Source organism: Frischella sp. Ac48, from assembly GCF_019641635.1.
GTDB classification, from domain to species: Bacteria; Pseudomonadota; Gammaproteobacteria; order Enterobacterales; family Orbaceae; genus Frischella; species Frischella japonica.
Genome location: NZ_JAETXP010000003.1, coordinates 26,015 through 39,307 on the forward strand (window position 1 = coordinate 26,015; position 13,293 = coordinate 39,307).

The 13,293-nt window shown below is 34.4% G+C and carries 12 protein-coding genes and 1 tRNA gene; 6 read left to right on the plus strand and 7 right to left on the minus strand.

The features are described 5' to 3' along the window. The first annotated feature begins 478 nt into the window (after positions 1-478). The 3 genes from JMI89_RS02560 to metF all read left to right on the plus strand — a co-directional run bounded on the left by JMI89_RS02560 (position 479) and on the right by metF (position 5,065). Positions 479-1,705 (plus strand): N-acetylmuramoyl-L-alanine amidase, encoded by a 1,227-nt coding sequence (locus JMI89_RS02560; RefSeq protein ID WP_187756390.1) that lies wholly within the window; start codon positions 479-481, stop codon positions 1,703-1,705. 196 nt (positions 1,706-1,901) lie between these two features. Next, complete coding sequence (gene metE / locus JMI89_RS02565) at positions 1,902-4,169, plus strand: 5-methyltetrahydropteroyltriglutamate--homocysteine S-methyltransferase (RefSeq protein WP_187756389.1); 2,268 nt, start codon at positions 1,902-1,904, stop codon at positions 4,167-4,169. Between the two features lie 2 nt (positions 4,170-4,171). After that, the gene (gene metF, locus JMI89_RS02570; RefSeq protein ID WP_187756388.1) at positions 4,172-5,065 is read left to right on the plus strand and encodes a methylenetetrahydrofolate reductase [NAD(P)H]; all 894 of its coding nucleotides are present in this window, start codon (positions 4,172-4,174) and stop codon (positions 5,063-5,065) included. 204 nt (positions 5,066-5,269) lie between these two features. Here metF and JMI89_RS02575 read toward each other — a convergent pair. After that, positions 5,270-5,346 (minus strand) — tRNA-Met (locus JMI89_RS02575). A gap of 196 nt (positions 5,347-5,542) precedes the next feature. Here JMI89_RS02575 and sltY point away from each other — a divergent pair. Then, positions 5,543-7,525 carry a murein transglycosylase gene (gene sltY, locus JMI89_RS02580; protein WP_187756387.1) on the plus strand — a complete coding sequence of 661 codons (1,983 nt, stop codon included), beginning with the start codon at positions 5,543-5,545 and terminating at the stop codon, positions 7,523-7,525. Between the two features lie 132 nt (positions 7,526-7,657). After that, positions 7,658-7,945 (plus strand): trp operon repressor, encoded by a 288-nt coding sequence (gene trpR, locus JMI89_RS02585; protein ID WP_187756386.1) that lies wholly within the window; start codon positions 7,658-7,660, stop codon positions 7,943-7,945. A gap of 68 nt (positions 7,946-8,013) precedes the next feature. Here trpR and robA read toward each other — a convergent pair whose 3' ends face one another. From robA to JMI89_RS02600, 3 genes are all read right to left on the minus strand, one after another. Beyond that, positions 8,014-8,913: an MDR efflux pump AcrAB transcriptional activator RobA gene (robA, locus tag JMI89_RS02590; RefSeq protein ID WP_187756385.1), complete on the minus strand. Its 900-nt coding sequence runs from the start codon at positions 8,911-8,913 to the stop codon at positions 8,014-8,016. A gap of 83 nt (positions 8,914-8,996) precedes the next feature. Continuing rightward, positions 8,997-9,572, minus strand: coding sequence for a Fe-S biogenesis protein NfuA (gene nfuA, locus JMI89_RS02595; protein ID WP_343066791.1), 576 nt, complete (start codon positions 9,570-9,572; stop codon positions 8,997-8,999). A gap of 113 nt (positions 9,573-9,685) precedes the next feature. After that, positions 9,686-10,354: a phosphoribosyltransferase family protein gene (locus JMI89_RS02600; protein WP_187756383.1), complete on the minus strand. Its 669-nt coding sequence runs from the start codon at positions 10,352-10,354 to the stop codon at positions 9,686-9,688. A 195-nt stretch (positions 10,355-10,549) separates the two neighbouring features. On the opposite strand from JMI89_RS02600, the gene JMI89_RS02605 reads away from it, so the two are divergent. Next, positions 10,550-11,149, plus strand: a complete 600-nt coding sequence (locus tag JMI89_RS02605) for a peptidylprolyl isomerase (RefSeq protein WP_370633703.1) — start codon at positions 10,550-10,552, stop codon at positions 11,147-11,149. Here JMI89_RS02605 and mutH read toward each other — a convergent pair. From mutH to JMI89_RS02620, 3 genes are all read right to left on the minus strand, one after another. Next, positions 11,091-11,786 (minus strand): DNA mismatch repair endonuclease MutH, encoded by a 696-nt coding sequence (gene mutH / locus JMI89_RS02610; protein ID WP_187756382.1) that lies wholly within the window; start codon positions 11,784-11,786, stop codon positions 11,091-11,093. The genes JMI89_RS02605 and mutH overlap by 59 nt on opposite strands. A gap of 263 nt (positions 11,787-12,049) precedes the next feature. After that, on the minus strand, positions 12,050-12,598 hold the full coding sequence (locus JMI89_RS02615) for an NADPH-dependent FMN reductase (RefSeq protein WP_281382633.1): 549 nt from the start codon (positions 12,596-12,598) through the stop codon (positions 12,050-12,052). Between the two features lie 72 nt (positions 12,599-12,670). After that, the gene (locus JMI89_RS02620) at positions 12,671-13,276 is read right to left on the minus strand and encodes a Dps family protein (RefSeq protein WP_187756380.1); all 606 of its coding nucleotides are present in this window, start codon (positions 13,274-13,276) and stop codon (positions 12,671-12,673) included. Positions 13,277-13,293: the final 17 nt, after the last annotated feature.

Genomic DNA, 13,293 nt, shown 5'->3' on the forward strand with positions numbered 1-13,293 from the left:
TTAATTATTAATCAATTGGTTATATAATACTATTTAGCTTTCTCACTTGCGGACTACCTAGTACAGCGATTGTCATAGAGTATTCGGCATGAATGCTAAATAAACTGTAAGCATATAGGATATACGATACGCGGAGGTTGATTAGTAAAATCGCTGAACTGAAGGAAGTCACCTAAAGAACTCTTGGTCGTGGGCGCCAGCGGGGGTATTAAAGTGCTAGCTTGAGCCACTAACTCCGACATGGGTAACATGTTAAATATTGTATTTTTGCCATTAGAATGTGAAATATTTAACACTTTTTAAGAAATTTTTGTTCAATGTGTTACAATAGATAATAACCGATTGTTTCTACATAATTTCCTAAAAAAACTTATTTAACACATTGCCTGGTATCCCTTTTCGTTTCTTAATTATCCTCAAATCATGTTTTATGATATGATAGTCGCCAGAACAATGAATAGATTTTGTATGTGATGTTATGCCCGCTTCATTCAATCCAACCAGACGATTATTAGTAAAAGGTATCGCTGCCGTTTGTTTATTATCTGCCACGCGTGTTGGTTTTGCCGCTCCCGCACAAATGGTTGCTGTACGGGTATGGCCTTCATCAACATATACACGAGTGACATTAGAATCAAATACGGCGTTAACGTATAAGCAATATATGTTAACTAATCCCAAGCGTTTAGTTATTGATATTGATGATCTCAACCTTAATGCCACATTTCGCAATATTTCCACCTTGGTGAAAACAGATGATCCTTATATTAAATTGATACGTGTTGGTCAATTTGATGCTAAAACGGTAAGGTTAGTGATTGAATTAAAACAAGATATCAAACCTAATTTATTTACCTTAAAACCGATTTCAGAATTTAAAAATCGTCTGGTTATTGACCTTTACCCTGCTCAAAATAATACTGGAGATGATGATCCTTTATTAGCACTTTTAAATGAATTTAATAAAGGACAATTAGATGACAATGAGCCGCCGGTGACAACAACGATTCAAAAAGATAAAAATAAAATTATTGTGGTTTTAGATCCTGGTCATGGTGGCGAAGATCCTGGCGCAATAGGTTACTATAAAACCCGTGAAAAAGATGTCGTATTACAGATTGCTCGCCGATTACGTGATTTATTGAAAAAGGAAAAAAATATCGCTGTACATATGACCCGTAATGAAGATGTGTTTTTACCTTTAATTGTGCGGGTTGAAAAAGCACGCGCATTACGTGCTGATCTGTTTATTTCGATCCATGCTGATGCTTTTATTAAACGTAGTGTTCGCGGTTCTTCGGTTTTTGCTTTGTCAACTAAAGGCGCCAGTAGCTCGGCTGCTAATTATTTAGCTCAGACCCAGAATGAAGCTGATGAAATCGGTGGTGTAAGTCGTAGTGGTGATCACTATTTAGATCATACGATTTTAGATTTAGTGCAAACAATTACTAAAAGTAATAGCTTAATTTTGGGAAACGCTATATTAAGTAAAATGAAAAATGTTAGTACGTTACATAATAGTCGGGTTGAAAAAGCTGGATTTGCAGTATTGAAAGCCCCTGATGTGCCTTCAGTCTTAGTTGAAACGGCATTTATCAGTAATCTTAATGAAGAGAAAAAATTGAAAACAGCAACCTTCCAAAATCAAATGGCTAAGGCGATATTTGAAGGAATCAAAGAGTATATTAAATTACGAAAAAAATAATTTAGGTATTTTGGCAAATTTTACTGACCTTTCATTGCAAAATTAATCCAAGACAGTCTCAACTCACGCCGTGTTGTGTCATTAGTTATAGAAAATAACTATATCAAATAATAATTAAATAGAATTATTCAATAACAAATATATTTGTTATCTTTAATTAAAGACAAAAATTAATCAATTAATTAAGGAAATAAATATGGCTACATCTGTTATTGGTTATCCAAGAATCGGTAAATTACGAGAACTTAAATTTGCAATTGAAGGGTATTTTAAAGGTGATAAAAGTCAAAATGAATTACTTGATTTAGCACAATCATTACGTAAAACTCACTGGCAAGATCAAAAACAATCTAACATTCGTTATATTTCTTCTAATGATTTCTCTTTTTATGATGCGGTACTCGATACAGCATGTTTACTTAATATCATCCCGAAACGTTATCAACAATTAGGTTTAGCTGAACTCGATCAATATTTTGCCATGGCGCGTGGTTATCAAGGTGATAAAGGTGATGTGCATGCACTGGCTATGAAAAAATGGTTTAACACTAATTATCATTATTTAGTACCTGAAATCGAAGAAGACACCGAAATTAAATTAGTGGGTAAAAAACCGTTCAATGAATATTTAGAAGCCAAACAATTGGGAATTGACACTAAACCGGTAATTATTGGTCCACTCACTTTATTAAAATTAGCTAAACGACCAAAAGGGCAAACTTACCAAACTTATGTGGCAGCAGTTGTCAAAGCATATCAAGATATTTTACATAATTTCGCACAATTGGGTGCCAGTTTAGTCCAAATTGATGAACCGATTCTAGTGACTGATCTAACTCAACAAGATATCCAATGTTTTGAAAACATTTATCAAACACTTTTAGCTGATAAACAAGTTAAGGTGTTATTACAAACCTACTTTGGTGATATACGCGATTGTTATCAGCAAGTGATTAATTTACCGTTTGATGCCATTGGTTTAGATTTTGTCGAAGGTAAATTAACCTTAGATTTGGTAAAAAAACAGGGTTTTCCACAAGATAAACTGTTATTTGCCGGTGTAGTAAATGGTAAAAATATTTGGCGTAATAACTATGCAAAAACATTAGCACTGCTTGAGCAAATTCAATCTATTACACAAAACATTGTGATTAATACCTCATGTTCACTGTTACATGTACCTTACACGTTACAAAATGAAACAAAATTAACGATTGCACAAAAAGCTTATTTCACGTTTGCTCAAGAAAAACTGCAAGAATTGGCGGAATTAGGTGAATTAGTAACACAAAAAAATCCAAAACAGCATGCAAATTATCAATCTAATCAAACATTATTTACACGTGAAAGAGAAGGCACTAATCAAACAATCCGTGATAAAGTTGCCGCCTTAACAGCGCAAGATTTTGTTCGTTTGCCGGTGTTTACTGAACGTGAAGCACTACAAAAGCAAGCGTTAAAATTACCACTGTTACCAACAACAACTATCGGTTCATTTCCACAAACCAGTGATGTTCGTTTAAATCGTGCTAAATTTAAGAAAGGTGAAATTACACTTGAACAATACACGACGTTCAATCAACAAAAAATTGCTGATTGTATTACGTTACAAGAAAAAATTGGTTTAGATGTGTTAGTGCACGGTGAATTTGAACGGAATGATATGGTGGAATATTTTGGTGAAAGCTTAAATGGTTTTGTATTTACCGAAAAAGCTTGGGTACAATCTTATGGAACACGTTGTGTTAAACCTCCAATCATTTGGGGAGATATCTCACGTTCAAAACCAATAACAGTTGCTTATTCGCAATACGCACAAAGTTTGACAGATAAACCTGTAAAAGGCATGTTAACCGGTCCGGTCACCATTTTAAACTGGTCATTTCCACGTGAAGATATTTCTTATAAAGACTCGGTATTCCAAATTGGTTTAGCCATTGCCGATGAAGTACTTGATTTAGAAAAGGCGGGTATCAATATTATCCAAATTGATGAAGCGGCATTAAAAGAGAAGCTACCATTGCGTAAAGCTGACTGGCATAGTGAATATTTAGATTGGGCGATTCCAGCATTCCGTTTAGTTCACCGAAAAGTGAAACCGACCACACAAATTCATACCCATATGTGTTACAGCGAATTTGACGATATTATCAAAGAAATTGATGATATGGATGCAGATGTTATTTCGTTTGAAGCCTCACGTTCCAATTTATCATTAATTGATGTATTAAAAGCGAATCATTTCAAAACTGAAGTCGGACCTGGTGTATATGATATTCACTCACCACGAGTTCCCTCTGTTGACGAAATTCGTCAGGTAATTGAAAAACTGTTAGCAAAAATCGATAAGTCAAAGCTATGGATTAATCCAGATTGTGGTTTGAAAACCCGTGGTGAATCAGAAGTCATTGCGAGCTTAACTAATTTAGTAAAAGCCACTCAGGATGTGCGCTTGGAGTTATAAAAATGAAAGTTAATCAGTTATTCAAAGATAAAACTGTATTGTCGTTTGAGGTTTTTCCACCTAAGAAGACCTCACCACTCGCATCGATTTACGGTACACTGCGGGAATTGGGTCATCTTAAACCTGATTTTATCAGTGTAACATACGGTGCTGGGGGCAGCTTAAACGGCGAAACGACCATTAATATTGCCCATGCAGTTAAACATACTTATGGTATTGAAAGTGTAGCGCATTTACCAAGTATTAATTTTAGCAAAGAAGAAATGATAACACTCATTGAACAGCTGAAATTAGCCGGTATTGATAATATTTTGGCTTTACGGGGTGATATCACCCCGGATGTAAAACCAAAACAAGATTTCCGCTATGCCAGTGAATTAGTTTCATTTATTAAGCAACATGGCGATTTTAATATTATTGGTGCATGTTATCCGGAAGGCCACACTGAAGCCGTAACTGTAAAACAAGATTTAATTAATCTTAAAGAAAAAGTAGATGCGGGTACCGATCAATTGATATCACAGTTATTTTTCGATAATGATTATTTTTATGTCTTTCGTGACAAAGCTGCTGATATGGGAATTCATGTACCGATGGAAGCAGGGATTATGCCTGTCGTAAATAAAAAACAGATCGAAAGAATGATTGCTATTTGTGGCGTGAATTTACCGAAGAAGTTTAAACAAATGATGGAGAAATATGAACATCATCCCGAGGCATTCCGTGATGCTGGGATTGCCTATGCGATTGATCAAGTGGTAGACTTAGTCTCCCAAGATGTCGATGGCGTACACTTATACACCATGAATAATTCCTTGATCGCTCGACGAATCCATGAGGCTGTCGCTTCGTTATTTACAATTCCTAAACACCCCACTGTTAAAGTATCCGCTTAAGTTAGTTTAACAAAATAAGTATGGGTCATACCGACCCATTCCCAACAATTAAGTTGTTGATTTTAATACACTTTTAAAATATATTAAAGAAATATTATCTATGTTCAGTTTATATAACAATCAACGTATATTACTTAAAATAATATCAACATTTTATGGAGCATAAAAATTGGGATAGAGAATATAGACGTAATAAAGAAGAATTGGTTGCGGGGGCTGGATTTGAACCAACGACCTTCGGGTTATGAGCCCGACGAGCTACCAAGCTGCTCCACCCCGCGTCAAAGTTGCGACTATAATATAGTATTTTGAAAATATTGCAATATTTCTCTCTCATTTATTTCGTCTTTTTATAAAATTATTCGATTTTTTATCAGAAAAATCGATTAGTTGCCAAGTTAAATGATAATAAAAATAGGATATGTTAGACTGCTAAAGTCTAATTATTAATTTAATTTTCTAACGAGAAGTAATAAAATGAGTCTGAGAAGTTTTGGTACAGTATTAATATGTTTATTGTCTAGTCTGAGTTATTCGATCACTGCTGTTGCTGGCTCATCAATCCATCAACAACGATCATTATATAAAGAATGGCAAACTAAATACACCACTTGGAATGATTCAAAACAACTTGAACAGCTTGCAGCATTAAAAGATTATCCTCTTTATCCTTATGCACAATACCAATATCTTAAGGCTCATTTGAGTACGATATCATCTGATGAAATTCAGATGTTTATCAAAAAAAATCACGATTTTCCATTGTCATCATCCTTAATGCAATCCTATATTGAGATGCTAACCCAACAAAAAAAATGGCAAAAAATTATTGAATTACCGATCGATAAATCCTTGGCGTCAAATTGTCGTTATAAATATGCGCTTTCCCAGCTCAATCAGCCAGATAAAGCCTTCGTTAATGTACAGAGATTGTGGCTATCAGCTAATGATTTACCTTCAGCATGTGATCCTCTTTTCACTGAATGGGAAAAAACCGGTGCCAAAACGGCTAATCTTATTTTGCAGCGAATTGAGTTGGCACTTAGCAAAAACAATATTAAATTAGCATCTTATCTAACTGAGCAACTTCCAGATAATTACAATACATTAAAAAAGAATCTATTAGCAGTACTTAAAAATCCACAAAATCTTGCCGATTTTGCCAAAAATATTACTGCTACACCTTTTAGTAAAAAGGTTGTCATACTATCATTTGCAAGATTGGCTAATAATAATACAGACTTAGCAACATCACTACTACCCACAATAAAACAACAACAGAATTTATCAGAAGAACAGGTAATTCAATTACAAAAAAGCATCGCTTTGAATTATTTTAATGCATCAGCTATAGAAGAACAGATTAATTGGCGTGACCATTTTATTAGTTTACATGGTGATACGCAGTTAGTCGAAAAACGGATTCGACTTGCGTTAAAAAATAATCAGTTAGATCAAGTGGCATATTGGCTAAATCTTTTACCAGAAACAGATAAACAAAAAGATGAATGGCGTTATTGGCAAGCTGTTATTTTAACTAACAATAATCAAAATGACGAGGCAAAAAAGATTTTACAAGGTTTAGCTAAAGGGCGCGGTTTTTATGCAATGTATAGCGCCCAAAAACTAAAACAAAAATATCATTTTAACTTTGAATATCCGGTAATAGCTAATGCTTCGCCAAAAATAGAATTAGCACGCTTGGTCGATCAATATGCTAAATTACCAGTTATACAACGTATTGAGGAACTTCGTTATTGGGACAATCTCTCTGAAGCTATTGCCGAGTGGCGATATTTTCTTCAGGATAAAAGTAATTCAAAGCACTATGCTGCAATTGCTCGTTATGCTTATTTACGTGGATGGGGTGAACATAGTATTCAAGCAACCATTATTGGTAAATTATGGGATAATTGGCAAGAACGCTTTCCAATAGTTTATCGCAAATTGTTTCATAAATTTACGCAAGATAAAGCTATATCATTATCCTTTGCTTTAGCTATTGCGCGTCAGGAAAGTGCATTAGATCCAACCGTACAATCACCAAGTGGAGCCAAAGGATTGATGCAATTAATGCCGGCAACAGCTAAAGATAGTGCGAAAAAAGTGGCTTTGAAAGAATATAAAAATGCTACGCAACTTTATGATCCCCTGATCAATATTCAACTTGGTAGCTATTATTTAGATTATGTTTATCAATTGTTTAATAAAAATAGAATATTAGCTTCCGCAGCCTATAATGCTGGACCAAATCGTCTCAACCGTTGGTTACAGGAAATAGCTAATGATTTGGATGCAGTGGCTTTTATTGAAAGCATCCCTTTTACAGAAACACGAAATTATGTTAAAAATGTGTTGGTTTATGATTATATTTATCAATTAATTTTAAATCAAAAGCCGTCTGTAATATTGAATACTAATGAATTAACCCAAAATTACCATAATGCGATAAATAAATGATAGTTTACATGACTCATTAAATGCATTATTGAATAATTAATTCTTTTAATCATTCGGCCCATTATTAGACAGAGATTAAATCAAATGTTTATAGTAAATTTTTTTAATTTAATGATTTTTTAAGAGAGTAAAATGGAAAAAGACGATTGGCAAAAAACGGTAGATTTTTTACAGCAGGCTTTTAACAATAATTATCAATATGATGTATTAAAATTACTTTTAACCCCAGATGAACGAAATGCTTTAATTACCCGAGTAAAAATTATATATGCTTTACTTGATGGCTCTATTAACCAACGGCAGTTAAAAGATCAACTTGGTATTGGCATTGCCACAGTAACACGCGGATCCAATTCCCTTAAAGAGGTCTCCCCCAATTTTCGCGCTTGGATCGAAAAAAACCTTTTAGAACAGCGTTAATAATCAAGAAAAATTATTGACGCTAATCCAATAAAAAACAACGTTAGCAGCTATTAGGTATTCATTTTTCATTTATGCACAATGGGGATACAATAATCGCATTCTATAACGTTAATGTCAGTAATATTATCTAATTTGGTTAATTGATTGTGATTACTGTAAATTTCAATAATTTTTCCTCGGCGCAATTGGACATTTAATAGTGGTATAGCTGAAAAATAAATTTGCGATAGGAAATCAATAAAACCAGCTGGTGCGCCAATATATTTAAAACATAGATATAAGCCACCAGGACAGACTATGCGTTCAACATTTTCTGATGAAATACTTTGATCATCGATTGCTATGCTATATAGCAATTCTTGTTCATCTTGACGATCTTTATCTTTACTTTTGACTAAGCAACTAAGCGAATAAATTTTGTCCGGTATCACTTTCTTTTTACTTAGTGTTTTTGCTAAATAATCATTAAAAAATTGCTTGCGAAATGCCACATTTTCATTAATAAAGGTATTCAAATCACAATTATTCTTATAAGTAATACCCCAAAATTCTTGCTCGGGTAGCGTTAAAAAAGTTGGTTCTGGAATCGAAAGATGATTTTTCTGTAATTCAATTGGCGGGGTCAATCCGCTAGGATTCCATAAATCATTACGTCGATAAGTTGCTGGCGTAACATTAAATTGTTTTTTAAAAGAACGGGTAAAAGTTTGTTGCGAATCAAAACGATATTGCATGGCAATATCAAGTATTGGTTTACTCGTCAGACGTAATGCTAGTGCTGCATGAGTAAGACGACGATGACGAATATAGGTTCCTAAAATTTGCCCAGTCACCTTCTTAAACATTCTTTGCAAATGCCATTTTGAATAACCCGATTTTTCGGCCACATGGTCAATGGACAAAGGTTGTTCAAGATTTTTTTCAATCCATTTTATTAAATCAGTTATAATATTTATTTGATTCATAGTATTCCATTAATTATGCAGTAAATCTTTTGGATTATGCCGTAACTATTGGTATAAGAAAAGAAAAATATTTAATTAATTTATTAACAATAAGAATGACTACCAGCTTGGTGGTCAGTTAAATCCTGCACCCCTTTTATTTCTGCAAATTCAGTCATGATTTGTGCTTCAATGCCTTCTTTTAAAGTGATATCAACCATTGAACAACCATTACATCCGCCACCGAATTGAAGTACAACGTAATTATCTTCAGTGATTTCTACTAAATTAACATGCCCACCATGGCTAGCTAACTGCGGATTAATTTGTGATTGAATCAAGTAATTAACCCGTTCAATTAAGGGAGCATCATCCGCCACTTTGCGCATTTTTGAATTGGGAGCTTTCAAAGTAAGTTGAGAACCTAATTCATCTGTCACATAATCAATGACGGTTTCTTCAAGAAATGGCGCACTAATTTCATCAATATAAACGGAAAAACCATTAAATTTTTCTTCAATATCGGTATCTTCAATACTATCTGGTGGACAGTACGATACACCACATTCAGCGGTTGGTGTTCCTGGATTTATCACAAAAACCCGAATTTGAGTTCCTTCAGCCTGTTTGCTTAATAAATTTCTAAAATGCATTTGTGCTGCATCTTGTATTGTGATAATTGACATAAATTTTACCTGAGCGTTCACTATTACCACTGGCTATAACGTAATCAGCCAAACGACAATAAATAGTTGATATGTTTAATCAACTATTATAAGGGTTGTTTTTGCTTTTACAAGCTTGTGCGACACAAACAGATGATCTGTATATGTTGTACACCTTGTTGGCGTAATACCTTACATGCGGCACGGATGGTATGCCCCGTCGTAACAATATCATCAATAATTGCAATCGATTTACCTTGGAGCGATGTTTGACAACTAAATACATTAACAATATTATCTTTGCGTTGTTGTTTAGACAAAGTTTTCTGATCGTAGGTCTGTTTTTGACGTTTGATCAAATATGGTTGGAAGTGTTTATTTAACCAATGACTAATTATTTTAGCCAATAATTCTGATTGATTATAACCACGAGACCAATAACGGCGTTGATGAAGTGGTATGCAGGTAATAATATCAGGTTTACGTATTCCGGTTTCATTACGAGCAGCTAACCATGCTAACATCATCATTCGTGCCAAAGGGTAAGCCAATTCAGGATGATCATTAAGTTTAAATCGATAGATTAATTTAGTAAAAGGTGGTACAAAATCGGCAACAGCAATAAGATTATCCCAATTAGGTTTTAATTTATCACAATGATGACAAGGTTTCGTAACAGGAAAAAGCGGTAATCCACATCTATGACAAACCGAAATTAATTTTGGTAAATAATGATAACATTGACTACAAATACCCCAGCTCAATCTGAGCGGCAATTGACAAATTATACAACGCAAAGATACCTCTTTTTAATATTTTTATGGTTTTACTGTGAACTCATTGAAATCATTCTAGTCAAACGAATTGGGTATTGGTATTATATATAGTAAATTTGAGAACTTGGTGCGAATAATAATTTTTCAATTTTCTTAAAAAACTAATTTATCGTTAAACAAGTCTCTATAATATAAGAATCAATTGAAGGATGTGAAATTGTGAAAAAAATAAAAATAATTGTTTTATCAGCTGTAATATCACTACTTTCTGGTTTCGCTCTTGCTGATACCAAAGTGTTAATGCAAACGAGTATGGGCGATATTGAGATTGAGTTAGATAGTCAAAATGCACCACTCACAACGAAAAATTTCCTTGAATATGTTAATGAAAAATTTTATGACGGTTTAACCTTCCACCGAGTGATTCCTGGTTTTATGATCCAAGGTGGTGGTGCAGATAAAGAATTAAATTTTCCTCAACCACACGCTCCAATCAAAAATGAAGCGAACAACGGACTAAAAAATGATCGTGGTACTATCGCCATGGCGAGAACGAGTGCGATTGATAGTGCTGCAAACCAATTTTTTATTAATGTCGTAAATAATAATTATCTTAATTATCAGTCACCCGAAGTTTTTGGTTATGCTGTGTTTGGTAAAGTAATCAAAGGTATGGATGTTGTCGATCAGATCGTTAATGTTAAAACCACCCGTAAAGGTCCACATCAAAACGTCCCTGTTGAACCTGTTTACATTATTAAAATGACTGTTGTGGATGAATCTGTACCAGAAAATCCGACAGGATCTGAGCAGTAAACGGTTTTTTTAAATAGAATCCTCTTGGGCGAGTCATAATTAGCTCGCCATTTTCATTGTATGCTGGCGTTAATGCTTTACCATTAGCTGCTTTAGGTCTAATTTGTAGATATTGACCTTGGCGGGCAGTAATGCGTTCTATTTTACCTAGCACAATCATATCCATCAATTCCTGCCAGTCATTTTTGAGTTGTAATTCTTGCTTAGCAGTTGGTTGCCATAATATTGGCATCCCAATTCGACGTAAGGCTAAAGGAATCGCTCTTTCTCCTTCAACAGGAATCCATAATACTTTACTAAGTTTATTTTTAACATGACTTGTTTCCCATGTAATTCCATGATTGGCCACCAAAGGCGCAACACTTACAAATGTCGTCTCTAATGGATAGCCATAGCGATTAACCGGTAATGTTTTCAATTCAATACCTAAATGGGCAAAATCTTGTTCAGCTTTACTCCCAGCATTGGCCCCTAAATAACATTCAAGTAACATGCCAACCCAGCCCTTTTGTTTTTGTAAGTTTTGCGGCACCGTTAACGACATCCTATTGGCGACATCACTTAAATTATATCCCGCAATTAACCGTGCACGCTGCATCAATTCAAGTTCATTTTTAGGAGGAGACTGTATGTTCATAATATTATTTTATTTGAAATAATTTGCCCACAATGGCATCTAATATTGAGGTATTTTAGCGCATTAACTATTATAGCTAAAAGGTTCTTACATTAAATTATGGTAGCACGATTAATAACATTGAGCGATGACACTAAACTTTAAAAAATAATTTTTTGGTTTTACCATATCATGGTTGTGGTATCGGGAGTGAATACCCGATACGAAATTAATAATATCGGAATGGTTTTAGAAGTTCAGATATAATGAATTATGACAACCCATTAAGCCGTTTTTTGAACCCAAGCAGCATAAGCATCAATAAATTGTTGTAAAAAGCTTTTACTCTTATCAGCAATATTACCGTTTTCATCAAATACATTAGCTACACCGCCAAAATATGCTTCAGGCTGTTGCATTGTTGGCATATCCAAAAATACGAGTGATTGACGCAAATGGTGATTGGCACCAAATCCACCTATTGCACCAGGTGATACTGAAATAATGGCTGCTGGTTTTTTACCCCATACACTTTTACCATAAGGACGCGACCCCACATCAATGGCATTTTTGATAACAGCAGGTACAGAACGATTATATTCTGGGGTGACAAATATGACGCCTTGACATGTCATTAGTTCTTGCCTAAATCGTGTGTAACTAGCGGGTGGGTTATCAGTATCAATATCTTCATTATATAAAGGTAAATCACCAATTTGAATTATTTTAAGTGTAAGCGTACTTGGTGCTAAATGTTCTAATACCTTAGCTACTTTAAGATTATATGAATCTTTACGTAAACTACCAACAAGTACAGCGATGGTTTTATTCATATTCAATCTATCCTTCTATAAAATAAAACAGCCAAAAAAATCGCCACGTTAAGTGGCGATGAATAAATGTAATTAATGACCTGATGAATCCATCTTACGTCCAGTCTCAAATAAAAACCAAGCACGTTTTTCAGTTTGATCAATCCATTCTTCAATTAAGCTTGCTGTTGCAGTGTCATTATATTTATCGCAAATATCATGAGCGACACGCATACGGGCTGTTAATTTGATATTATCCTGACATAATTCCGCTAACATATCAGATGGTTCAACAAAATCTGCATTGTTGTCGGAAATACTTTGTAACTTCGAAATATGACCAATTGAACGCAACGTTGTGCCGCCCAATTTACGTACGCGTTCGGCAATAGGATCAGTCATCGCAAATAGCTCTTCACCATGATCATCTAACATTAAGTGATAATCACGGAAATGTGGTCCACTGACATGCCAATGAAAATTTTTGGTTTTTAAATAGAGTGCAAATACATCAGCTAAAACTGAATTCATCGCTGCAGATATCTCTTTAGATGCCTTTTCGCCAAGATCAGTTGGAAATAGAATTGAAGATTGCTGCAATTTTTTAGCTTTTTCAACTTTTGCAGGTGCTAATTTTTTTGCGGTGGACTTTGGTGCAGTTTTAGCTGCCGATTTTGTTGAAGATGCAGCTTTAGCCATAATAAATCTCCTTATTT